This window comes from Kitasatospora kazusensis (assembly GCF_039529945.1).
GTDB lineage: Bacteria > Actinomycetota > Actinomycetes > Streptomycetales > Streptomycetaceae > Kitasatospora > Kitasatospora kazusensis.
In genome coordinates, this window is record NZ_BAAANT010000049.1 from 1 (window position 1) to 23,603 (window position 23,603).

Consider the following 23,603-nt stretch of genomic DNA (forward strand, 5'->3'; position numbering starts at 1 on the left):
GGCGATGGACGGCTACCAGGTCACCACCCTGGACGAGGTCGTCTCCATCGCGGACATCTTCATCACCACCACGGGCAACAAGGACATCATCCTTGCCTCGGACATGGAGAAGATGAAGCACCAGGCGATCGTCGGCAACATCGGCCACTTCGACAACGAGATCGACATCGCGGGCCTGTCGAAGCTGCCGGGCATCGTGAAGACCGAGGTCAAGCCGCAGGTCCACGAGTGGCGCTTCGGGGACGGCCACACGATCATCATGCTCTCCGAGGGCCGCCTGCTGAACCTGGGCAACGCGACCGGCCACCCGTCCTTCGTGATGTCCAACTCCTTCGCGAACCAGACGATCGCGCAGATCGAGCTGTTCACGAAGACCGAGGAGTACCCGGTCGGCGTCTACGTCCTGCCCAAGCACCTGGACGAGAAGGTCGCCCGCCTGCACCTGGACGCGCTGGGCGTCAAGCTCACCGTCCTCTCGCAGCAGCAGGCCGACTACATCGGCGTCCCGGTCGAGGGCCCGTACAAGCCGGAGCAGTACCGCTACTGACGACCGGTGGAACGGCCGTCCCCGGCCCTCGACCGCCGCTCCGGACACGGACGCGGACGCGGTCGAGGGCCGGGCCGCCCGCCACCCCCGAGAACCCCCGCCCCCCGTCCCCCCGAACTCCGTCCCCCGAACTCCGCAACCCGAGGAGTCCGCAGCCCGAGGAGAGAGTCATGGCAACGCCGACCACGGTCCTGACGACCGCCGAGACGTCGGGGGCCGCCGCGCCCGACCTGTTGAGAAGACCCCGCTGGTTCGTCACCCTGTTCGTCACGGACATGTGGGAGCGGTTCAGCTTCTACGGGATGCTGGCCATCCTCTTCCTCTTCGCCTCCGCCCCGGCCTCCCGTGGCGGGCTGGGGCTGACCAACGCCGACGCCGGGATGCTCTTCGGCGCCTATGCCGCCGCGATCTTCCTCGCCGCGCTGCCCGGCGGCTGGCTCGGCGACCGGGTGTTCGGCAGCTACCGGGCGACCCTGTACGGCGGCGTGGTCATCACGGCCGGGCATCTGCTGATGGCGATGCCCACCGAGCCGACCGTCTTCCTCGGGCTGCTGTTCATCGCCGCCGGCACCGGGCTGCTCAAGCCGAACCTGGCCAGCCTGCTGAGCTCCTTCTACCCGCGCGGGGCGACCGCCGCGCGGGATGCCGGATTCGCGGTCTTCTACACGTCCATCCAGGTCAGCGCCCTGGTGGCGCCGTTGGTGGTGGGCAGCCTGGGGGAGGGGGTCAACTGGCACCTGGGCTTCGCGGTGGCGGCCCTCGGCATGGGCTTCGGGGTGTGGCAGTACGTGCGCGGGTCGGCCTCGTTCGGCGAGGCCGGTCGGCTGCCCGAGCGGCCGGCCACGCCGGCCGAGCGCCGACGGGCGGCCCGGACTTCGGGTTGGGCGCTCGCCGTGGTGGCGGCGGCCTTCACCGCCGACGGGCTGGCCGGTACCTTCGCCATCCGTCACGTGCTGCTGCTGGTCACGGTGTTGAGCCTCGCGGTGCCGGTCCGGTGTTTCCGGGGCCTGCTGCGCGACCCGGAGATCGGGCCGGCCGACCGGGCCCGGCTGCGGGCGTACATCTGGCTGTTCGCGGCCTCGGCGCTGTTCTGGGGCCTGCACGTCCAGGGCGGCTCGCTGCTCACCCTGTTCGCGCGGGACTCCACCGACCGGGCGGTGTTCGGGATCCGGGTGCCGGCCAGCTGGTTCCAGTCGGCCACGCCGCTGGCGATCCTGCTCCTGGCGCCGGTCTTCGCCTGGCTCTGGGTGCGGTTCGGGGAGCGGATCGGCGCGGCCGTGAAGTTCGCGGTGGGGATGACGAGCATGGGCGCGGCCCTGCTGCTGATGGCGCTGGCGGCCGAGTCCGCTCAGGGCGGGGCCAAGGTCTCGCCGCTGTGGCTGCTCGGCACGTACCTGTTGATGGGGGCGGGGGAGGCGGCGCTCGCACCGGTCGGCATGAGCGTCGCGACGGCCGTCGCGCCGGCCGGTTTCCTGAGCCAGCTGGTCGGGGTGTCCTGGTTGGCCGCCGCGCTCGGGGCGAGCCTGGGCGGCAGTGCCCTGAAGGCCGTCGGCACGAACACCCCCGGCCCCGGGCTGTTCCTGGTCCTGGGCGCGTCGGCCGTCGCGGTGGGCTGCGGCCTCCTGCTGGCGGCCCGTCCGCTCTCCCGTCGGCTCGGTCTCTGACCCACTTCGCCGCCCGGCGGGTCCATGACGCGTCAGGGGCCCCACCCGTACCCCCGTGGACGTACAGGAGGTTGTTGTGAACGCCATCGATGCCGAAGGAACCCTCAGGAATCCGCGTAGCCGTCCTCGCCCGGCCGGCCGGCGGTCCGCCTGCGGCCGCCCGGGCGAGCCGGCGGCGGCCGGTACGGGCGAGGCGGAGGCGCAGTCGACGGGCGCGGTGTCCGCGGCGACGGCCCGGGCGGCGCGGGAGCAGATCACCCATGCGGTGACCAGGATCTTCGCGGAGGTCAGCGGGCAGCGCTTCGAGTCCGCCGCCCGGCACCTGCTGGCCGGCCCGCCGGTCACCGTCCCCGCCGCCCCCGCCCTCCTGTTCTCCGCGGAGCAGGCGGCGGCCTGGGGCCTCGACCCGTTGGACCCGCTGGACCCGCTGGACGGCGGGTACGAGGCCTGATCAGCCGCGCGCCCCACGGCCGGGCCGCCCGGCCGGGCGGCCGGCGCCGGGGCCCGGGGGCAGGGCGGCCCGGGTGAGGGTGGTCGCGGTGTGCACGATGCTGGTGACGGCTTCCTCGGGGCCGAGTCCGTACAGGTCGGTCAGGCTGAACAGGGCCTCCGCGCCGACCACGACGGCGAGGTCGCGTCTGAGCTGGGCGAGTGCGCCCGGGTCGGTGGCCCCGAGGGTGTCGGCCAGGGGGGAGAGCGCGTAGTCGATCAGGCCGAAGCGCAGCCCCGGCCGGGCGTCCTGCGCGGGACGGAGGACCGTCCCCGCGATCATCGCGCGGACCACGCCCTGCCGGGCCAGGACGTGCCGCAGCAGGAACTCGGTCGCGGCGGCGACCCGTTCCACCGGGTCGTCCGAGTGCGCGACCGGCGCGAGCGCCTCGGCCGGGTCGGGGAGCTGTCCGACCAGGGCCTCCCGCAACAGGCTGACCAGGTCGGGGAAGTAGCGGTAGGCCGTGGCCTCCGACACCAGGGCCGCCCGGGCGATCTCGGGCATGCTCACCTCGCGCCCGGTGCGGCTCAGCTCGGCGGCGGCCTGCACGATCGCCGTCCGGGTGCGCAGCTTCTGGTTGGTGCGGCCCGCTGTGCTCGGCGAGGTCATGGGGGTGCGCCTTCCGGTTCGCGCCTGGAGCGGCGAGTGCGCCACCGCAATGAGAGGACACTTGCATCATAGGACGCGCATGTCCTGAGAGTCCCGCGAGCCGGCTCCGCCGAGCGCCCTGGGTGCGCACGACCCGTACGGCCCACCCGGTGCGGCCGTCGGATCTCGGCCCAGTCCGGCCCGCCGGCGGCGCACCCGTCCGGGCTCCCGCCGAGGGCGGCGGGGGAGGGGCGAGCACGGCGCCGCGCCGCGTTGATCCGCCGTTCAGGGGCCTGGTCGGGTCCGGCGGCCCGTCCCGGACCTTCCGTCGGACCGTGATCCACTGTCCGGTCTGACCGGAAGGCGGGAGAAGACCGTGAATGCCGCTTTTCGGCCGGAGTGGTGGCCCGATGGTGAACCCGTAGATGATTCGACGGCGAACCTCCTTTGATCAGGAGGTAAACATCCACTGCGCCCGGCGGGCCGCCCAATCGATCAGTAGGTGGACGAAGAGATCGAATCCGCGTGGCAGCATGGCCGGAAACCTGTCCTCCGCCCCGAAGTCGGTCTTGTGAGACGCCGCCCCCGTGGCAGAGACTCCGACACGCAGAATCCGACTGGACACGATCAATCCGCGCCCGGTCATGCTGGCCCAGTTGTGCTGAGGGGTCACCCGAGGTCCGCGACGGCGCACGCCGCTCCGTCGCTGCGTGAAAGAGGTGGGTCGTTTTAGTGCCGCTGTTTCTTGAGGGGTGTGAGGGACTCGATGCCACGCACCGGGATCAGTTCGCCGAGTCCGGATTCCTGGTCCTTCCCGGCCTCCTGTCCGAAGCGTTTCGGAACCGGCTGGTACCCGAGGTGGACCGCTGGGTGGACGAGGGCCTGCGCGCCCGCTCGATAGCCGCGTGCGCCGACCCGGTCGGGCACGGCCCGCCCCCGGTGTGGGAGCTGGAGCTGCCGCACCACGGCGAACTGGTCGCCCACCGTCCGCTGATGCGCACGCTTGCCGAGCTGCTCGGGCCCTCCTTCGTCTTCCACCACCTGCACAGCGACCGGCAGCGCCCCGGCATCGCGGGCAAGCCCTGGCACCACGACTACGAGCCCAACGACCGGGCGGACCCGTCGCTGCTGATGGTCCACGCGCTGCACTACCTCGGCGGCCTCGACGAGACGGTCGGGAGCCTCGCGGTGCTGCCCGGCTCGCACCGCGAATCGCTCGGGAAGGGCGCGCTGGCCCATCTCGGCACGGCCGCACTGCCGGGCGAGGTGGTGATCGACCGGCTGCCGCCCGGCTCGACCGTGCTGCTCAACTCGGCGCTGTTCCACACCCGCAGAGCAGCCCCGGCCGGCCCCGGCCACCCCCGCTACTTCGTGGACGCCTCGTACTGCCAGACAGGGGCGCGATGGCGGCCGGTCAAGCCCTTCTGGCGGCAGATGCTCGCCCGGGCCAGGGAACTCGGCCTGGCCGACGGGCGGTGGCCGGAGTTGTTTGCGGACCGCCACTTCACCGAGTACACCAGAACCGTGTGAGAGGCATCGACGTGGAAGTTGTCAGCTCGGTCACCTTCGCCGAGGTCCGCCGGGTCTACCTGCGGGACCACCCGGCCGACCAGGCGCACGAGGCGAACACCAACCAGTGCGGCGAGGAGAACCTCCAGCGCGCCGAGGACCTGCTCGGCAGCTGGTGGAAGGTCAGGCTCTCGCGCGCCGAGGTCCTCGGCATCATGCTGCCCTGGCACCTGAGCGAGGGCGGCAAGCTCGAACTCGTACCGAGGACCGGGCTGACGGTGGGACAGGCCGCGGCCCGCATCCGCGCCGGCGGGGCGGAGTGGGCCGAGGCGAACCCGGTCTGCGCGGCGAAGCTGGAGCTGCTCAAGTGGGCACCGCTCACCCCGGTGTACCTCAGCACCCGCCCGGTGCCGCACTCCGACTACGCGGACCTCCCTCCCACCGACGGCCTGGTCCACCTGGACGGCCTGCACCGCATGCTCGTCTGGGAGGTGGCCCGGCGCCTGCCCCGCTCGGCGCGGCTGGAGGCCTTCGTCGCGGGCGACCCCCGGACCGGCCCCGGCCCCCGCACCGGCCCGAGCGCCGCAGACCGGCCGACCACCCCGACCACGCCCGTACGGACCGGAGACGAACAGACGTGACGTGTGCGATACGGCCGACCCTGTCGCTGACCGGTCTCCTGGCACACAACGCCCGGGCCCACCCGCACCTGCCCGCCCTGACCGACCCGACCCGCTCCTTCGACTACCGGACGCTCGACGTCGTGGCGGCCCACGTCGCGGCCCGCCTGCGCAAGCTCGGTGTCGGCCGGGGCGACCGGGTGGCGCTGCTGGGCCCCCGGGACGCCCGGGTGTGCGCCCTGCTGCACGGGGTGCTGCGTTCCGGTGCCGCCGCGGTGATGGTCGACCCGGAGTGGTCCGGGCCGGACCTGCGCCGACGCCTGGACGCCGTCGCGGTCGCCTGCGCGCTCACCACGGAGGCGTCCGCGCAGGCACCGGACGCCTACCGCACCGAGGTGCTCGACGTCGACGCGCTCGCCTCGGCCGGTCCGCCCGGGCCCGCCGTCACCGGCACCGACGGCGGCACCGACACCGAGCCGGACGAGGACCCGGAGCTCGCGTACCTCTCCTTCACCTCGGGTTCGGGCGGCGAGCCGAAGGCGGTGGCCGTCACCCACGCCAACGCGGTGCACTACGCGCGATCGCTGGGCCGGCGGCTCGGGTACGCCGAGGCGGGGCACCCGGAAGCCGCCGCCCGCGCCCCGCGCATCGCGCACGTCACCACCCTGGCCGCCGACCTCGGCCACACCGCCTGGCTGCTCGCGCTCGCCACCGGGGGCTCGGTGCACGTCGTACCGGACCACGAGGTGCGCGACCCGGAGGCGTTCTGGGCGTCGCTGCGCGGCGCCGGGGTCTCGGTGCTGAAGACGACGCCCTCGCACCTGATGGCGCTGCTCGAAGGGCGGCCGGCCGCGAGTCCCGCCCTGCACACCGTGCTCCTGGGCGGCGAGGCACTGCCCCGGACCTTCGCCGCCGGTCTGCTCGACGACGGCGTCACCGGCCGGCTGGCCAACCACTACGGCCCGACCGAGACGACCGTCGGCGCGACCTGCTTCCTCGCCTCGGCGGCCGCCGACCTGCCGGCGGACGAGCCGACCGTCCCGATCGGCACCGCGATCGGCGAGGTCGGCCTCCGGGTGCTGGACCCGGCCGGACGGCCCGTCCCCGACGGGGTGGCGGGCGAGCTCCTGATCGGCGGGAAGGGCGTCACCGCCGGCTACTTCGGCCGGCCGGCCGAGACCGCGCGCGCCTTCACCCGGTACGACGGCGAACGCATGTACCGGACCGGCGACATCTGCCGCCGCCGCCCGGACGGGAACCTCGTCTTCCTCGGCCGCTCCGACCGCCAGGTCAAGATCAGGGGCTACCGGGTCGACCTCGCCGAGATCGAGCGGGCGATCGGGGAGTTCCCGGGCGTCGGCCAGTGCGCCGTGCTCGTCCGGGAGACCCCGGCGGGCAGCCGGCTGCTGGCCGCCGTACGGTCGGCGGCCGGGCCCGGCGAGAGCCCCACGGCCGAAGCGCTCCGCGCCCACCTGCACGAGCGGTTACCCGGGTACTCCGTCCCGCAGCCGATCCTCGTCCTGCCGGACTTCCCGATCGGCCCGAACGGGAAGCTCGACCGGGAGCGCCTCGACACCGTCGTCCACGGGATCGTCGAGGCCAGGGCCCGGCTGGCGCGGACGGGGCGAACGGCCCCGCCGGACCGGATCGACCCGGCGCTGGTCCGGTCCGTCGCGGACTTCTGGGCGGATGCGCTCGGTCTGCCCTTCGTCGGGCCGCACACCGACGTGCTGAGCCTCGGCGGGGACTCGATCCTCGCCATGCGTACCGTCGCCATGCTGCGCCGCGCCGGGCTCCGGATCTCCTTCGAGGACTTCTACCAGAACCCGACCCCCACCCTGCTGGCCTCCGCCGCCGCTCCCGTGCCGGACGACGCGTCCCCCGGCACGGACGGCGCCCCGGACGGCGGCCGGGCCCGACGGCTCGCGCCGGCCCAGCGGTGGCTGTTCCGGCAGCCCGTCGACGACCTCCGGCACTGGAACCAGTCCGTCGTGCTGCGCTGCGGGACGGCGGTCGACGCCGCAGCGCTCTCGGCGGCCGTCGACGCCGTGGTCGAGCGCCATCCGGCGCTGCGGCAGCCGATCACCGCGGACGGCCCCGGCGACCCGCGGCCCGTCGGCGAGCTGGCGGTGCTGAGCTTCTCCAGGCTGCCGCGACCGGCGGGCCCGCTGGCCGCGGCGGTCGACGGCGTCTGCACCGGACTGCACCGCAGCCTCGACCCGGCGGCCGGGCTGCTGATCCGGGCCCACCTCTTCGCGGGCCCGCCCGGCGTCGACGACCGGCTGGCGCTGGTCGTGCACCACCTGGCCGTCGACGGCATCTCCTGGCGGATCCTGTTCGACGACCTCGCCCGGGCGTACCGGGCGGCCCGCTCCGGACAGCGGGCCGACCTCCCCCCGACGGCCGACTTCTACCGGTGGGCCATGACGGCGCCGCCCGCGCCCACCCGCCCCGACGAGGCCGCAGCGGACACCGGCACCGAACCGGCGGCCCTCAGCTGGGCGCTGGACGAGCGGGCGACCACCCGGCTGGCCGGCCGGTACGGCCGGGGGCAGGGGCTCGAAGCGTTCCTGCTGTCGGCACTGGCCGACGCCGTGGCCGGCCGGAGCGGCCGGTCCGCCGTCGAGGTGGAGGTCGAGACCCACGGCCGGGAGGCCGCCGACGGCGAGTACCTGGACACCGTCGGCTGGTTCACGGCCGTGAAGTGGGTGGCCCTCGACTCCCCGGACCGGTCCGAGGGCGCCGGAGCGGCCGAGCGGGTGCACGAGGCCGGACGCCGCATCCGGGAAGCACCCGAGCTGCCGATGGACGCGGCGGGCCCCCGCCCGGAGATCGGGTTCAACTACCTCGGGACGTTCCGGCTGCCCGACGAGCCCGCGCTGAGCTGGTCCGTCGCGGACGAGCAGGCCGGCACGGCCCGGTGCCCGGGCCTCGACCCGGTCTACCTGCTCCGCCTCACCGCCCGCATCGTCGGGGACCGGCTGGTGACCGACCTGGTGTACTCCTGGCCCAAGCTGCCCCACGCCGACGCGGACGGCATCCTCGCCTCCTTCGCCCGTGCCGTGGCGGCCGCCGCCGGGGCCCCGGCCCGCCCGCACCGCAGGATGCCGGCCTCGACCTCCGGCCAGCTGCTGCACTCCGGCCGGGCGGCGGACCCCGGTGGCGGCGGCGCCCTGCGGGTGCGCGAACCCGCCCGGGTCCTGCTCACCGGCGCCACCGGCTACTTGGGCGGGCAGCTGCTCACCGAGTTCGCCGGACGCGGCGCGCAGGTCACCTGCCTGGTGCGCGGGGAGCGCGACGCCGAGGCGGCCCGGCGCCTCGGCGCCCGACGGGACGGGATCGAGGTGGTCGCCGGTGACATCGACCGGGACGGCCTCGGCCTGTCCCCGGAGGGGCTCGCCCGGGCCCGCACCGCGCAGCTCGTCGTCCACGCCGCCGCCGACGTCCGCCTGGTGGCCTCGCCCACCGAACTGGAGCGGACCAACCACGCCGCCGTCCGGCGGCTGCTGGCCTGGGTCGACGCGCAGGCACCCGGCGCCCGCTTCCACCACGTCTCGACCCTCGCCGTCTCCGGTGGCGTCGACGGGCCCGCCCGCCGCTTCAGCGAGGCGGACCTCTGGATCGGCCAGAGCTTCCGCACGCCGTACGAGCGGGCGAAGTTCGGCGCGGAGCAGGCCGTCCGGTCCTGGGCGGCGTCCGGGCGGCAGTGCTACGTGCACCGCAGTGGCCACATCGCGGCGCACAGCCGTACCGGTGCGTTCCAGCGCAACATCGGGGACAACCGGATCTACCAGCTCGTCCGGGGCTACGTGCTGGCGGGTGCGGCGCCCCGGCGTCCGGGCACCGCCTTCGCGTTCTCCCACGTCGACACGGTGGCTGCGGGGATCGCGGCGATCGCGACCGACCCCCATGCCGCGCCCGGCGCCTACCACGTCGAGACCCCCTACGAGGTGCCGCACGACGAACTCGTCGGCTGGCTGGCCGGCCACGGCTACCCGGTCGTGCTGACCGACGACGACACCTTCGCCGGAGCCCTCGCCCGGGCCGAGCGGACCCATCCGACCGAGGCCCGGCTGGCGGCGGCCTGGTCCCAGCTGGAGGACCGCAACGTCGTGGTGGACAGCTCCTACACGACCTCCGTACTCGGCCGCGCCGGGGTGCGGTTCAGCGCGCCGACCCCGCACTGGTGGTCCGCCGCCCTGTCCTGGGCGGCCGGAGCCGGGTTCCTCCCACCGGCCCCGGCGCCCTGACGGTCCCACCACGTAACTCCACCGAGCCCGTTCCACCGACCCGAACGAAGGTGCAGACCCCGTGACCCAGCTGTCCCCGGTACTCAAACAAGCCACCCCCGTCGTCGCCGTCCGAGGCGAGGGGCTGCACCTCTTCGACGCCGACGACCGGCGCTACCTCGACTTCACCTCCGGCGTCGGGGTGACCAGTACGGGCCACTGCCACCCGCGGGTCGTCGAGGCGGTGCAGCGGCAGGCGGCCCGGCTGGTGCACGGGCAGTACACGACCGTGCTGCACGAGCCGCTGCTCACCCTCACCGAGCGGCTCGGCGAGGTGCTTCCCGAGGGCCTGGACTCGCTGTTCTACGTCGCGTCCGGCAGTGAGGCGGTGGAGGCCGCGCTGCGGCTCGCCCGCCATGCCACCGGCCGGCCGAACGTGATCGTGTTCGACGGCTCCTTCCACGGGCGGACGATGGGCGCGGCCGCCCTCACCACGGCGGGCACCCGGTTCCGGGCCGGGATCGGACCGCTGATCCCCGGTGTCGTGGTGGCGCCGTTCCCCGCCGCTTTCCGGCTCGGGACGGACCTCGGGCTGAGCGAGGAGGCGGCGGTGGAGTACGCGCTGCGCGGGCTGGACCACGTGCTCGCCACCGTCAGCGCCCCCGCCGAGACCGCCGCGATGTTCGTCGAACCGGTCCTGGGCGAGGGCGGCTACGTCCCGGCTCCGCCGGGTTTCCTCGCCGGACTGCGCGAACGCGCGGACCGCCACGGGATCCTGCTGGTCTTCGACGAGGTGCAGAGCGGATTCGGCCGGACAGGCAGGTTCTGGGCGCACCAGTACCACGACGGTGTGGTGCCGGACGTCCTGGTCACGGCCAAGGGCCTGGCCAGCGGCTACCCGCTGTCGGCGATAGCGGCGCCGACCGCGCTGATGCGCAAGGCCTGGCCCGGCTCGCAGGGCGGGACGTACGGCGGCAACGCGGTGGCCTGCGCCGCCGCCCTCGCCACGCTCGACGTCATCCGCGACGAGCGCCTGGTGGAGAACGCCGCCGAACAGGGACGGCGGTTGACCGACGGGCTGCGCAAGGTCGCGGCGGGCGCACCGGTCGTCGCCGACGTGCGTGGGCCGGGGCTCATGGTGGGCAACGAGTTCTGCCGTCCGGACGGCACCCCCGATCCGGCCACCGCCCAGCGTGCCCAGCAGGCGGCCGCCGGGCTGGGTCTGCTGCTGCTGACCTGCGGCGTGCACCTGAACGTCGTCCGGATGGTTCCGGCACTCGTCGTCACCGCCGAGCAGATCGACGAGGCCGTGGCGCTGTGGTCGAAGGCCGTGGCCGCCGCGACCACCTGAGTGCCCGGTACCCCGTACCGATGACCGATGACCGATGACCGAGCCCGACGAGGCCGACGAAGACGGGAGTGATCCAGCAGATGTCCGATGACACGGCGACCGAGATCGGCTGGGGCAGCGCGGATCTGGCGGCCCGGAGCGCGATCTGGTCGATGCCGCTCAGCGACCGCGACCGGCGGCTGCTCTGGGCGGACTCGCAGGACGGGCGGTGGAGCCGGGCCGACGGGGTGCGCGGGGCGCTGCGCGGCTTCGTGCCCGCCGGCATCCGGGCCGTGGGTTTCGCGCACGTCCGCAACCTGATCGATCCGCGCGCGGCCGAGCACGAGATCGTGGCGGGCCTGTCGTTCGTCCTGCGCGAGTTCGGGGAGATCGTCGCCCAGAACGCCCGGGGCGACCTGACCCAGGTGCTCCGCGACCAGGACGGCGACGGGGCCACCGAGCTCGGGTTCCACTGCGACACCTGCGACCTGCTCGTGCTGCTCTGCCTGCAACCCGCCGTGCGGGGCGGCGGGAACACCAAGCTGGCCAGCGCACGGAACGTCCGCGACATCATCGGGCGGGAGCGGCCCGAGGTGCTCGGCACGCTCTGCGAGGACTGGACCTTCGACCGGACCGGCCGGGTCGGCGAACAGGTCATCGTCTCCCCGATCTTCTTCACCCAGGCGGACGGGACGGTGGGCTGCTACTACCAGACCCGTACCGTGCGGACCTCCCCCGAGCGCGGCGGCCCGCCGCTGAGCGCCCGCCAGTGGGAGGCCCTCGGCGTCCTCGACGAGGTCCTCTACCGGCCGGAGATCGCCTTCGGCCTGCCGATGGCCGCCGGTGACCTGCTCGTCATCCGCAACAGCCGGGTGCTGCACGGCCGTTCGCCCTATGTCGATGTCCCCGGCCCCGGCTCCCGCCGGATGCTCCGGGTCTGGATGAACACGGAGGTGCTGTGACAGCCGGCGCGCAGGACAACGGAAAGGTGGCCGTCGTCACCGGCGGCGGCAGCGGTCTGGGCAGGGCCGGCGCGCTCGCCCTGCTCGGCGCAGGCTGGTCGGTCGTGGTGGCCGGCCGGCGCAAGGACGCGCTGGAGGAGACCGTCGCACTGGCGGAGAGCGCCCTGCCGGCCGGAGCCGGCCCGGGCCGGGTGACCGCCGTCCCGACCGACATCAGGCACCCGGACGAGGTCGCCGCGCTCTTCGCCGCCGTGGTCCGGCAGTTCGGCCGGGTGGACCTGCTGTTCAACAACGCGGGCGCGGCCACGGCGCGCAGGCCGATCACGGAGGTGCCGTTCGAGGACTGGACCCGGGTGATGGACACCACCGTCACCGGCACCTTCCTCTGCGCGCAGGAGGCCTTCCGTACCATGCGCGCGCAGTCGCCGACGGGCGGGCGCATCATCAACAACGGTGCCCCGTCCGCTCATTCGCCGCGACCGAACTCGATCGCGTACACCACGGCCAAGCACGCCGTGCTCGGGCTGACCAGGGCGTTGTCACTGGACGGCCGGCCCTACGGCATCGCCTGCGGACAGATCGACGTCGGGAACGTGGCGCCGGTGGACGGCAGCCCGCAGCCGCCCGCCATGCAGGCCGACCGGACGATGGCGGTGGAGGCGACCATCCCGGTGGAGCGGTTCACCGACGCGCTGCTGCTGATGGCGTCCATGCCGCTGGACGCCAACGTGCAGTTCCTCACCGTGCTGCCGACGACGATGCCGTTCATCGGAAGGGGCTGACCGGATGCTGGTCAGCGCCCGATCCTTCGCCGAGTACCGGGCGATGTTCGCGCTGTCGGACGACGACCTCTCCCTGCGCGTGCTGGACTGTCCGGGCGGCGCGGCGAGCTTCGTGGCGCTGGCCGGCGCCCGTGGCACGGACGCCGTCGCCGTGGACTCGCAGTACGGCCAAGGCCGCGACCGGCTGGGGGAGTTGGTGCTCCGCGAGATCGAGCACAAGCACGCCGAGCTGGCGGCGAACGCGTCGAGCTTCGTCTGGACCTGGTTCGGCGACGTCGAACGGTACACCCGGCTGCGGGCCTCGGCCGCGCGCACCTTCGCCGCCGACCTCGCCGCCCGCCCGGACCGCTACGTCGCGGGCTCGCTGCCCGGCCTGCCGTTCGCGGACCGCTCCTTCGACCTCGTGCTCAGCTCGCACCTGCTGTTCTCCTACGGAGCGCAACTCGACGAGTCCTTCCACCTGGCCGCCCTGCTCGACCTGGCCCGGGTGGCCCGCCACCAGGTACGGCTGTTCCCCGTGCTGCTGCACACCAGCGACCAGCGGTACGGCGCGCTCGACCGCCTCCGCGAGAAGCTGGCCGGCCACGGCATCCCGACCCGGCTCCAGCAGGTCGACTACGAGTTCCAGCCCGGCGGCAACGAGACGCTGGTGCTGGACTGCGGCGCGTACCGGCCACCACCGAGGCCCGATCCCGCCGCCCGACCCGTGGCCGCCACCACCGACCCGGTCCGCTGGCGCCACCTCGAAGGCACTCGGCCGCCCGGCTGACCTCGCGGCCCGGCGGTCTTCCCTCCGGAGGAGGTCGGCGGGACGCTGGACGCGGGAGGGTGACATGGCTTGGACCGGACCCGGCACCGCCGACGAGGTGACGGTGCCCGACATCGTCGGGCTGCTCGTGACCGACGCACGGAAAGTCGCGTGGGAGGCGGGCCTGGTGGCGGACTCGTGGTCGCGATCGTTCTTCTGATCCTGCCGCTACCGTCTGCCCCTACCGTCTACGCGGCACGAGTCCGGTTTCGAAGGCGATGATCGCCAGGTGGACGCGGTCCCGAGCCTCGAGCTTGGCGAACAGACGTGCGACGTGGGTCTTCGCGGTCGCCGCGCTGACCACCAGCCGCTCGGCTATCTCAGTGTTCGACAGTCCCTGTCCGACCAATGCCAGCACCTCGCGCTCCCGGTCGGTGATCCCCGCGATGAGAGGTGAGTCCGCGTCCGGTTCGGGGGCCGCGGGGCCGGACGTTCCGGCGAAGTCCGCGATCAGCCGTCGGGTCACGCTCGGCGCGATCAGCGCGTCGCCGGCCGCCACCACGCGGATCGCGTCCAGGATCGCGTCCAGGGCCATGCTCTTGAGCAGGAATCCGCTGGCCCCGGCGCGCAGTGCGCCGTAGACGTACTCGTCGTGGTCGAAGGTCGTCAGCACCAAGACCTTGGGCGGGTCCGGCTCGGCGGTCGCCTGCCGGGTCGCCTCGATCCCGTCCATGCCCGGCATCCGGATGTCCATCACCACGACGTCCGGCCGCAGTTCACGCACCAGGCGCACCGCCTCGCGGCCGTCGCCGGCCTGGCCGACCACCTCCAGGCCGTCGGTGTCGCCGATCAGGATCGCGAGCCCGAGCAGCATCAGCGGCTGGTCGTCGACCAGCAGTACCCGTACGCTCATGCCGGGAGCCTCGCAGCCACCCGGAATCCGCCCTCCGGACGCCGGCCCGCGCTGAACTGGCCGGACAGCAACGTCACCCGCTCGCGCATGCCGAGCAGGCCGAAGCCGCTCCCGCCGGCCCCCGCCGTGAACCTCGGACGGCCCGGCCCGCCGGGACCGTCGTCCCCGTCGTCCACCACCTCGATCCTCACTCCTTCCGGCTCGTAACCGACCGCGACCCGGCATGTCCGCGCCCCGGAGTGCCGCACCACGTTCGTCACCGACTCCTGGATGATCCGGAACGCCGACAGTTCGATCTCCGGCGGCAGTGGACGCCGCTCGCCCCGCCAGGTCACCTGAACCCGCACCCCGGCGCCGGCCGTGCGTTCGGCGAGTTGCGGGACATCGGCCAGGCTGCCGGCCGGCGCCAGCGGAGCGGCCTGCGGCATGGCGTCGTCCGGCTCGGCGCGGCGGAGCGCCCCGAGCATGCGCTGCAGCTCCAGCAGCGTCTCCCGGCTGGTGGTCTCGATGCCGGTCAGCGCCTGACGCGTCTGCTCGGGCTTGGTCTCCACGACCCGCGCCGCCGCTCCCGACAGCACCGTGATGATCCCGATGCTGTGCGCGACGCTGTCGTGCAGCTCGCGGGCGATCCGCAGCCGCTCGGCCATGACGACGCGGGCCGCGGTCTGCTCCTGCAGGGCGTCGAGGTATTCACGGCGTTTGCGGTACACCCCGCCGAAGACCCACGCGACCGCGAACCACAACGCGAACCCCCCGGCCCACTGGGACGCGTCGCCGACGGTCTGCTCGCGGCCGTGGAGGTCGTTGAAGAACGCGGCCGCGACGGCCGCGACGGAGCCGACGGCGGCAGCCTTCGGCCGCCGGACGGCGAGGTACCCGCCCAGGCCGACGAGCAGGACGAACACGATCGAGGGCCGCGCGCCGAAGGCGTCGCCGAGGACTGCTTCGCCCAGGACCGCCGTGAAGACCGCTGCCGGCAGCCGGCGCACCAGCAGAACCGGCAGGGCGAGCACGACCCAGAGGCCGATCTTCTGGAAGTCCCCGAGGTCGGGGAACCGGAACAGGCCGTTCTCAGGGGCCGGCATCGTCAAGGGGAGCATCAGCGCGTACAAGCCGGTGGTGGCGAGCACCACGGCCTGTGACATCAGCCAGGTCACGCGTTTTGATGTCGAGAGACGCTGGAGAAGCTGTTCCATGCGGAGATCGTATTCAGTGGCGTCGGCTCTGCGCGTCGCCCCGGGGATGTACGTCGGCTACGCCCCCGGGCCGATGGCCTGGGAAGAGGTGCCATCCGCCGGCCGACGCGGTGGATCATGGTCTGTTCCTAGGTTCATGGTCATGACGAATGCACCGATGATCGATCTTCGCGACACGACAAAGAGGTACGGCGACGGCCCGCCCGCACTGGCCGGCGTCACCTTGTCCGTGGCGGCCGGTGAGTGCGTGGCGATCCTCGGTCATTCCGGGAGCGGCAAGTCCACGCTGCTGAACCTGATCGCGGGTCTGGACAAGCCTTCCGGTGGCACCGTGACCGTCGACGGCACCCGCGTCGACCAGCTCGGCGAGGCCGGTTCGGCGAAGTACCGCCGGGCCTCCATCGGCATGATCTTCCAGTTCTTCAACCTGCTGGACGACCTGACCGTGTTGGACAACGTCATGGTTCCGGCGCAGCTGGCCGGGATGGGCAAGGGCGAAGCGAAGCGGCGGGCCGTCGAGCTGCTCGGCTCGCTGGGCATCGACCGGCATGTCAAGGCCTATCCGCAGCGGCTGTCCGGCGGTGAGCGGCAGCGGGTGGCGGTGGCCAGGGCCCTGATGAACAAGCCGGCGCTGCTGCTGGCCGACGAGCCGACCGGCGCTCTGGACTCGGGCTCGGCCGAGGACGTGCGCGAGCTGCTGCTGGACCTGAACAGCGAGGGCCAGACCATCCTGCTGGTCACCCACGACGTGCAGCTGGCCGCGAGCACCGCGCGCCGCACGATCGAGTTGGTGGACGGCGCGGTGGAGCGGGACGTGGTCAACACGGTCAACGTGGGCGCGGGCGCCCCGCTGAACGGCCCGGCGGGAGCGGTCCGATGACACTGCGCAAGCCGCCGGTGCCCTGGCGCGTCTTCGAGGTCGGCCCTGACGATGTTCGCCGCCGGGCCATGGCCCGCCTGCTGCCGGCGGCGAGCCGGTGAGCGCCCTGGGCAAGGTCGTACGTTCCGGCGTGGGCCGCCGCCGGGTCCAGTCTCTCGTCATGGCACTGACAACGTTCGCCGCGGTGACGTCCTCAGTACTCTCCCTCGGTCTGCTGGCTGTCGTGCAGGCCCCGTTCGAGCACGCTTTCAGTGCTCGGAACGGGGCGCACCTGGCGGTCCAGTTCGACGGCTCGAAGGTCACGGCCGCGCAGGCCGCCGCCACCGCGCACGCCGCCGGTGTCACCGAGGCGTCCGGGCCCTACCCGATCGCCGCCGCCCTGGACACGACGATCGGCACGGACTGCTCCAAGAAGGACTGGGCCGGTCACGACAACGGTCCGATCACCGTCACCACCCGGCCCGACCTGGGCAGCACCTCCGGGATGGACCAACTCGTGCTGACCCAGGGGCGCCGGCCGACGAGCCCGGGCGAGATCGCCCTGCCGTGGCAGCACTATGCCGCCGACTGCTTCGGCGATTCGGTGGTGTTCTCCTCCCTGCCGGGCAAGCCGTCGTATCTGGTCGTCGGCTTCGCCGGCTCGGTGACCGACAGCGCGACCGGCTTCGTCACCGCCGACGGTTTCGCGCGGCTCACCGCCGCCGGTGCCAAGTCCGACGAGCAGATGCTCTACCGGTTCGCCAAGGCCGGGACCGCCGCCGACATCGCCGCCGACAAGCAGGCGGTGGCCTCCGCCGCGCCGGCCGGCGCGGTCGAGGCCGGGCAGTCGTACCTGACCGCGGAGCAGCAGGCGACCGGCAACGCCAAGGCCTACGTGCCGTTCCTGATCGCCTTCGGGATCCTCGGGCTGTTCATGTCGGTGCTGATCATCTCGATCGTGGTCAGCGGGGCTGTGGCCTCGGGAATCCGGCGCATCGGGATTCTGAAGTCGCTCGGTTTCACCCCTTCGCAGGTGGCCCGCGCCTACACCGCGCAGGCCATGATCCCGGCGACACTCGGCCTGGTGCTCGGCACGGTTTTCGGCAACCTCCTGGCCGTGCCGATCCTGGACGGGGCCACCGAGCAGCTCGGCGCGGCCAGTGCCACGATTCCGTGGTGGGTCAGCGCCGTGGTGCCGCTGGGCACCCTGCTGATCGTCGGCGTCACGGCTTTGATCCCGGCACTGCGGGCCGGCCGGATGCCGACGGTGCGGGCTCTGGTGGTCGGCCGCGCTCCCAAGGCCGGGGGCGGCCGGACCGCGCAACGTCTGGCCTCGCGGCTGCCGCTGCCCCGGGCCGTGTCGTTGGGGCTGGCCCAGCCGTTCGCCCGGCCGGCCCGGGCCGTACTGGTCGGTGTGGCGGTGCTGTTCGGCGTGGTGAGTGCCACGTTCGCGGTGGGGTTGGAGACCGGGTTCAACAAGTACCTGGACGCCAGCACCTCAGGCTTCAACGTCGGGTCGGAGATCGTGATACCCACAGCCGACGTAGGCGTGCCCTGGGGTCTCTACGGCCCCAACGACCCGCGCAACCCGCACCTGGACGCCGCCAAGGTGGCCGCCGCGCTCGCCGGGATCCCGGGCACGAAGACCGCGTTCGGCTGGGGCGAGAGCGGCGCGACCATGGTCGACTCCCCACCCGGCGGCGAACCGGCGAAGGTGTACACGGTCACCGGCGACTTCTCCTGGACGCACCTGGAGCTGGTGTCCGGCCGCTGGTACTCGGCGCCGGGCGAGGCCGTGGTCGGCGACAAGCTGGCCTCGGCGGCGGGGATCCACGTCGGTGACGACGTCACCGTGGTGCAGCAGAACAAGCAACTGTCGCTGAAGGTCGTCGGCATCAACTTCGACACCAACATGGGCGACTACACGGTCATGACGGATGCGGCCACCTTCACCGCCGCCGGTCTGACCCCGCACATCGACCAGTTCAACGTCGAGCCGGCCAGAGGCGTCAGCGGACCGGACTGGTCCACCTCGGCCGCCGCCGCGATGACCCCGCTGAACGCCTCGGTCCAGCCGAACTCGGACGAGGGCAAGAACATCGTGGTGATCATCATGGGCGCCCTGGTGGTCACGCTCACGCTGATGATGATCGCGGTCGCCGCGCTCGGGGTGCTGAGCACGGTGGTGCAGGACACCCGGGAGCGGGTCCATGATCTGGGGATCCTCAAGGCCCTCGGGATGACACCCAAGCAGACCATCGCGATGGTCCTGACCTCGGTGACACTCACCGGCCTGATCGCCGGGCTGATCGGGGTCCCGATCGGGGTCGCGGTGGAGAAGGCGACGCTGACCCCGATGGGGAATGCCATCGGCCGGCACCTGCCGCCGAGCGTGTCCCACGTCTACACCGCCGGGCTGCTCATCCCCCTGCTGGCCGGCGGGATCGTGATCGCCCTGCTCGGGGCACTGCTGCCGGCCGGCTGGGCGGCCCGGTCGCGGACCGCCACCGCGCTGCGGACCGAGTAGGACCGAGCAGGACCGAGCAGAGCTGCTGGCCGCCGGGGCAAAAGCGGTGCCGGGCACTGCACGGCGCGGCAAGAACGCCAATGCCGACCTCCCCGGTCGACACCCTCGGGAGGTCGGCATTCCGGCGTTTCCCCTCAACACAGAGGCGTGAGAGGCACCCAGCACGGCGGGCAGCGTTTTCGACCTGTGCTCGATCGGCATCGGCCCGTAGAGGTCACAGACAGTCGGCCCGATGCGCGCGGCCCGGATGTTCGTCAGAACCTGGCGGATCCTCACCAAACTCCGCACCGATCCCGCCCGCGCCACCTCACTGCCGACCGCGGCGGCCGTCGACATCGGCCTCAGCCAGGACCCGGACACCGGAGTCGACCGCTGGGCGGTGGTCGAGGCGAACATGCCCTGGTTAGCCCACAGTTACGCGGCCGACCCCGAGGCCGTCCTCGACGTCGTCCTCCGGGCGGCCGGGCCCCTGCACCTGGTCGCCCCCGGCGATCGCGGGTTCCTGCGGGGGTTGCCCGCTCCGGCCGGGTCGTGCGGTGCGCGGGACCGGGCGGCGGCGGTCAGAGCCACCCGCGCTGCGCGGCCTTGAGCCCCGCTTCGAAGCGGCTGGACGCCTCCAGCCGCTCCATCAGCCCGGCCATCTGCCGTCGGACGCTACGGGCCGAGATGCCGAGGCGCCGGCCCGCGACCTCGTCGGTCAGGCCGGCGGCGAGCAGTCTGAGCAGCTCCTGCTCGGTCGCGCTCAGCCCGGTCTCGGTGTCCTTGCAGCGGTCGGCACCGAGCGGAACGGCGGACTGCCAGGTCTGTTCGAAGAGGGCGACGAGCGGGGCGACGATCCCGGCCTCCCGGCTGCACAGTGCGCCGAGGCGGGTGTCGGCCGGGTCGATCGGGACGACGGCGACCTCGCGGTCGACGATGAGTAGCCGCGGTGGGAGGGTCGGGCGGGTACGGACCTGGCCGCCCTGCTCGGTCATCCAGCGGGCGTACGCGAGCGTCGCGGAGTCGTGCCTCGCACTGTCCTGGTAGAGGGTCAGGACGGCTACTCCGCCGGCCATGGCGGCGGTGTCGATCGGCCGTGAGGCCTCCAGGCTGGCCGGCGACTGGGCGCCGCCCGGCATGACGGAGAGGCACTCGCTGCGGACTTCGCGGCCGAGCACCTCCAGCTTGCTCTGGATCGCGTCCAGGCCCACGAGACGCTCGGTCGTGCCCTCCGGGGCGTTCGGGCGCAGGTCCGCGTACGCGGCGATGGCCCTTGCCGCAGCGGCCTTGCTCAGCTCGAATTCGCGCTGGCGGCGGACCAGGTCCTGCTCCTGGCTGCGCAGGATCAGCTCCAGTCCGAGCTCGGGGCTGACCGGCTGCATGACGCCGGGCAGTTCCCGGGAGGTGCGCAGGAGTTGCAGGTCGGCGAGCCGGTCCAGGGCGTCGCGTACGGCGGGCTCGGTCATGCCGAGGCGGTCGCCGAGTTCCTGCACGCTCTCCTGCGGGGAGGCGAGCAGCGCCCGGTACACGCTCTCCGAGGCATGATCCAACCCGAGCATGTCCAACATGATCCAGCCCCCCGGCGCAGAGATCGAACAGCTTCGGTGCCCCGTCTGCGGGCCCGACGGGGATCATCCCAGCCGAGCGACCGGCTCCACAAGAACTTGGCGGTGAACGGACAGCCGCACGGCCGGGAAGTCGTCAACCGGACAGCTCGCGCCCGCAGGCCGGCTGTTGCGTCCTGATCGGGCCAGGCCGCATGCGGACAGCTGCCGCGCCTTCCGGGGCCGGGCGGCCGCCAGCAGGATGGTGCTCACCGGAACAGCGGCCGAAGACACCAGGAGCCGGAACCGGGTTCGCAGCTTGATGACCGACCGTCAGTTGTCCACTCCTCAAAACTTTCCGGGGGATTCCCATGTCCAAGACCGCCCGCCTCCTCGCCTGTGCCGCGCTGACCGTCGTGTTCTCGGGAGCCGGTGCGGCCACCGCGTTCGCCGACACCGCGCCGCCCGCCGGCACCACGGCGCCGGCGCCGGGAGGGTTCGGCTGGGACGTGGCGCCCGCCGTGAGCGGCACGCCCACCGCCGGCAGCCCTGCCGACGGCTTCGGCTGGGACTGACCGTCGTGCTGATCGTCCGGGCCACCCTGCTGGGGAGCGGACCCGAATCCGGCGCAGCGGCCACCGCCCGGACCGTCGAGGACATCCTGTGGGTGCACTCCGCCCCGGAGCACGGCCTGGAACACGTCCGGGCCCGGAGTGCCCCGACCGGCATCGGCGTGCTGATCTTCCTGCGAGCCGACGGACCGGACGACGCGCTCGCCAAGGCCAACAGCCTGCTGATGCGCGCACTGGCCGCGCCGGCGCTCGGCCGGTACACGGCCGCGCTGCACCTCTTCTGACCCGGGTCCGTCCCGACCTCCCGTCCGCCCCGGCCCGATCCCTCCCGGAGCCCCGCATGTCCACGAAAGCCCCCACGCACACACCCTCCTCCCGGCGACGCCGACCGCGGCTGCTGCTCTGTGCGGTCGTCGCTGTCGCCGCCGTCACCGCGCTGGTCGGCGCGACCGGCTCCGGGCCGGGCTCCGGAGGCCGGTCCGCGTCAGGAGTCCGTACGGGCATCCCCGACTCGGTGCTGCTCACCACGGGGCAGCTGCCGGTCTCGGCGGGGACCGACTGGGTGCAGCTGGCGGACCGCCGGCCCGTCCCCCGGGCGCTCGCGGATCCCGACCACTGCGACCCCGCACCGGAGTTCAGCAGCGGCGGCTCCCCCTACCCCGCCGATCTGCACCCTGTAGCCGCGCTGACCAGGCGCTGGGCCGGCCCGTCGGGGGCACTGGCCGGCGAGACGGTGATCAGTTACCCCTCCCCGGCGGCGGCCGCCGCCGACTTCGCCCGACACCGGAGCTGGCTTCCGCAGTGCGCGGACCACTTCTCCTGGACCGACCTGCCGCATGCGCAGACCGTGACCGCGCTCCCGATGCCGGGATCCGGCCAGGCCTACGCGATCCGGGTGGCCATGTACCCGCCCGACCGGTCCGCCGCCGACGCCGGCAGCCAGGGCCGGGTCTACTTCACCGCCCTCCAAGTGGGCAACGCCGTCGCCTTCCTGACCGTCTCCAGCGGATCCGCGGCGCCTGGTGGCGCACCGCACGACCCCGGCCCGTCCTGGACCGCCACGGCCTTCGACACCCTGCGCAACCTGCTCACCGTCGCCTTCCCGGCAGCGCCCTCCCGCACGCCCTGACCTTCGGAGTCCCTGATGAAGTTCCTGTCCACCAGCCGTCGCCGGCCCCTGTCCGTCCTCGTCCCGGCGGCTCTCGCCGCCCTCGCCACCCCGTTGCTGGGCGTCGGCGCCGCGCACGCCGTAGCCTCGTACAACAACGCCAATCTGGCCGACAAGGCGCTCAGTTACTACAAGACCTCCGGCAGCACGCCGGTCGGGTTGGGCACCGCCGCCTGCTCGGACGCCCACAAGACCGGCGGCGACCAGTGCAAGCAGTTCGTCAACTGCATCGTCTCGATGGTCAGCGGCGGCACCCAGTGGCCCGTCGATCCCAACGGCAACTATCAACAGAGCTATCTCGACGCCGGCGGGATCGCGGTGACTGCCGCGACCGCCGTCAAGGGCGACATCATCCAGGAAGGCACCTACGACGGGCAGCAGTTGCACACCGCCATCGTCGTCGCCAACAACCACAACGGCAGCTTCGACGTCGTCGACGCCAACTACGTCGGCAGCGGCATCGTGGGCCACCACACCTGGACGCCGCCCACCAGCAACATCGGCTACTACCGCATGGGCACCGTCGCCCCCCTCATCCCCGCGGGCTTCAACGTCACCGCCAACGCCCAGCAGAGCGGCAGCACGGTGAACCTGACCTCCACCGTCACCGCCAACGGCTACGTCAACTACCTCAACTACGCCATCACCGGCCCGAACGGATACAACCAGACCTTCAGGGCCGGCGGCGGCCCGACCAACCCCAACACCACCGGCTACGCCTACACCTGGAACACCGGCGGCCTCGCCGCCGGCAGCTACTCCGTCCAGCCGGTCGCCAACGAGATCGACAACGCCAACCACACCTATGCCGCCGTCAACATCACCGTCCCGGTCCCCGGCCCCCCGCCGAAGCCCGCTTCACGTACGAGCCCGTCGCTGACGGCGCTGCCGAACAGCAACTGGAATGCCGCATGGCAGGGAAGGGACGCCAACAACAGCCTGTGGTTCGCGAACGGGGTCAACATCACGCTCAACTCGGTCGGTGACCCGAATGTGCTGGGTGTGGCGGCGGGTACGAGCCCGTCGATCGCGAGTTACCCGGACGGTACTTGGGTTGCTGCGTGGCAGGGTAAGGACGGGAGTCTGGGGTTGGCCAATGGTTCCGGTACGAGTCTGATGTACCTGAACATTGCGACGTCGCAGTGGATTGCGTCCGGTTCGAGTCCGTCGTTGGTGACGTTGGCCGATGGTACGTGGGAGTTGGCTTTCCAGGGTCAGGACACCAACAACAGTCTCTGGCTGGCGCATGGGCACGGTGTGACCATCGATTCGGTGAACGACCCGAATGTGCTGGGTGTGGCGGCGGGTACGAGCCCGTCGATCGCGAGTTACCCGGACGGTACTTGGGTTGCTGCGTGGCAGGGTAAGGACGGGAG

Annotated in this window: 22 protein-coding genes; 18 read left to right on the forward strand and 4 right to left on the reverse strand. The window is 72.8% G+C overall.

Features of this window, described 5'->3' with window-relative positions; genetic code table 11:
- From ABD330_RS27950 to ABD330_RS27960, 3 genes are all read left to right on the forward strand, one after another.
- The coding region (locus ABD330_RS27950) for an adenosylhomocysteinase (protein WP_344468785.1) at window positions 1–547 on the forward strand (547 nt) is incomplete at its 5' end.
- A gap of 170 nt (window positions 548–717) precedes the next feature.
- The gene (locus ABD330_RS27955; RefSeq protein WP_344468786.1) at window positions 718–2,211 is read left to right on the forward strand and encodes a peptide MFS transporter; all 1,494 of its coding nucleotides are present in this window, start codon (window positions 718–720) and stop codon (window positions 2,209–2,211) included.
- A 76-nt stretch (window positions 2,212–2,287) separates the two neighbouring features.
- Window positions 2,288–2,662 carry a hypothetical protein gene (locus tag ABD330_RS27960; protein ID WP_344468787.1) on the forward strand — a complete coding sequence of 125 codons (375 nt, stop codon included), beginning with the start codon at window positions 2,288–2,290 and terminating at the stop codon, window positions 2,660–2,662.
- Here ABD330_RS27960 and ABD330_RS27965 read toward each other — a convergent pair whose 3' ends face one another.
- Window positions 2,663–3,310, reverse strand: a complete 648-nt coding sequence (locus tag ABD330_RS27965; protein ID WP_344468788.1) for a TetR/AcrR family transcriptional regulator — start codon at window positions 3,308–3,310, stop codon at window positions 2,663–2,665. It abuts the gene before it with no gap.
- Window positions 3,311–4,021: 711 nt separating this feature from the next.
- On the opposite strand from ABD330_RS27965, the gene ABD330_RS27970 reads away from it, so the two are divergent.
- From ABD330_RS27970 to ABD330_RS28005, 8 genes are all read left to right on the forward strand, one after another.
- Window positions 4,022–4,819: a phytanoyl-CoA dioxygenase family protein gene (locus ABD330_RS27970; protein WP_344468789.1), complete on the forward strand. Its 798-nt coding sequence runs from the start codon at window positions 4,022–4,024 to the stop codon at window positions 4,817–4,819.
- Window positions 4,816–5,439 carry a DUF6309 family protein gene (locus ABD330_RS27975; protein WP_344468790.1) on the forward strand — a complete coding sequence of 208 codons (624 nt, stop codon included), beginning with the start codon at window positions 4,816–4,818 and terminating at the stop codon, window positions 5,437–5,439. The genes ABD330_RS27970 and ABD330_RS27975 overlap by 4 nt, the downstream gene beginning before the upstream one ends.
- A complete protein-coding gene (locus ABD330_RS27980) occupies window positions 5,436–9,668 on the forward strand; it encodes an SDR family oxidoreductase (protein ID WP_344468791.1) in 4,233 nt (1,410 codons plus the stop codon). The genes ABD330_RS27975 and ABD330_RS27980 overlap by 4 nt, the downstream gene beginning before the upstream one ends.
- A gap of 61 nt (window positions 9,669–9,729) precedes the next feature.
- Window positions 9,730–10,998 carry an aspartate aminotransferase family protein gene (locus ABD330_RS27985; RefSeq protein WP_344468792.1) on the forward strand — a complete coding sequence of 423 codons (1,269 nt, stop codon included), beginning with the start codon at window positions 9,730–9,732 and terminating at the stop codon, window positions 10,996–10,998.
- Between the two features lie 80 nt (window positions 10,999–11,078).
- On the forward strand, window positions 11,079–11,939 hold the full coding sequence (locus tag ABD330_RS27990; protein ID WP_344468793.1) for a TauD/TfdA family dioxygenase: 861 nt from the start codon (window positions 11,079–11,081) through the stop codon (window positions 11,937–11,939).
- The gene (locus ABD330_RS27995; RefSeq protein WP_344468794.1) at window positions 11,936–12,721 is read left to right on the forward strand and encodes an SDR family oxidoreductase; all 786 of its coding nucleotides are present in this window, start codon (window positions 11,936–11,938) and stop codon (window positions 12,719–12,721) included. The genes ABD330_RS27990 and ABD330_RS27995 overlap by 4 nt, the downstream gene beginning before the upstream one ends.
- Before the next feature lie 4 nt (window positions 12,722–12,725).
- Entirely contained in the window at window positions 12,726–13,490 is a 765-nt protein-coding gene (locus tag ABD330_RS28000; RefSeq protein ID WP_344468795.1) for a class I SAM-dependent methyltransferase, read from the forward strand.
- Between the two features lie 64 nt (window positions 13,491–13,554).
- Window positions 13,555–13,689, forward strand: coding sequence for a hypothetical protein (locus tag ABD330_RS28005; RefSeq protein WP_344468796.1), 135 nt, complete (start codon window positions 13,555–13,557; stop codon window positions 13,687–13,689).
- A 21-nt stretch (window positions 13,690–13,710) separates the two neighbouring features.
- Here ABD330_RS28005 and ABD330_RS28010 read toward each other — a convergent pair whose 3' ends face one another.
- Window positions 13,711–14,382 (reverse strand): response regulator, encoded by a 672-nt coding sequence (locus tag ABD330_RS28010; RefSeq protein ID WP_344468797.1) that lies wholly within the window; start codon window positions 14,380–14,382, stop codon window positions 13,711–13,713.
- Window positions 14,379–15,578: a sensor histidine kinase gene (locus ABD330_RS28015; protein WP_344468798.1), complete on the reverse strand. Its 1,200-nt coding sequence runs from the start codon at window positions 15,576–15,578 to the stop codon at window positions 14,379–14,381. Before ABD330_RS28015 ends, ABD330_RS28010 begins: the two co-directional genes overlap by 4 nt.
- 142 nt (window positions 15,579–15,720) lie before the next feature.
- Here ABD330_RS28015 and ABD330_RS28020 point away from each other — a divergent pair, with 142 nt between their 5' ends.
- The 3 genes from ABD330_RS28020 (at window position 15,721) to ABD330_RS28030 (ending at window position 19,553) form a co-directional block, all read left to right on the forward strand.
- A complete protein-coding gene (locus ABD330_RS28020; protein ID WP_344468799.1) occupies window positions 15,721–16,458 on the forward strand; it encodes an ABC transporter ATP-binding protein in 738 nt (245 codons plus the stop codon).
- A 160-nt stretch (window positions 16,459–16,618) separates the two neighbouring features.
- On the forward strand, window positions 16,619–18,964 hold the full coding sequence (locus ABD330_RS28025) for an ABC transporter permease (RefSeq protein ID WP_344468800.1): 2,346 nt from the start codon (window positions 16,619–16,621) through the stop codon (window positions 18,962–18,964).
- A 232-nt stretch (window positions 18,965–19,196) separates the two neighbouring features.
- Window positions 19,197–19,553 carry an ATP-grasp domain-containing protein gene (locus ABD330_RS28030; protein ID WP_344468801.1) on the forward strand — a complete coding sequence of 119 codons (357 nt, stop codon included), beginning with the start codon at window positions 19,197–19,199 and terminating at the stop codon, window positions 19,551–19,553.
- Here the strand turns inward: ABD330_RS28030 and ABD330_RS28035 are convergent.
- Window positions 19,525–20,502, reverse strand: a complete 978-nt coding sequence (locus tag ABD330_RS28035; RefSeq protein ID WP_344468802.1) for a helix-turn-helix transcriptional regulator — start codon at window positions 20,500–20,502, stop codon at window positions 19,525–19,527. The genes ABD330_RS28030 and ABD330_RS28035 overlap by 29 nt on opposite strands.
- Window positions 20,503–20,858: 356 nt before the next feature.
- Between ABD330_RS28035 and ABD330_RS28040 the strand changes: the two genes are divergently transcribed.
- The 4 genes from ABD330_RS28040 to ABD330_RS28055 form a co-directional block, all read left to right on the forward strand.
- Entirely contained in the window at window positions 20,859–21,062 is a 204-nt protein-coding gene (locus ABD330_RS28040) for a hypothetical protein (protein ID WP_344468803.1), read from the forward strand.
- A 5-nt stretch (window positions 21,063–21,067) separates the two neighbouring features.
- Complete coding sequence (locus tag ABD330_RS28045) at window positions 21,068–21,343, forward strand: hypothetical protein (RefSeq protein WP_344468804.1); 276 nt, start codon at window positions 21,068–21,070, stop codon at window positions 21,341–21,343.
- 56 nt (window positions 21,344–21,399) lie between these two features.
- Window positions 21,400–22,188, forward strand: coding sequence for a hypothetical protein (locus ABD330_RS28050; RefSeq protein ID WP_344468805.1), 789 nt, complete (start codon window positions 21,400–21,402; stop codon window positions 22,186–22,188).
- Window positions 22,189–22,203: 15 nt separating this feature from the next.
- Window positions 22,204–23,603: hypothetical protein (locus ABD330_RS28055; RefSeq protein ID WP_344468806.1), on the forward strand; the 1,400-nt coding region annotated here is incomplete at its 3' end.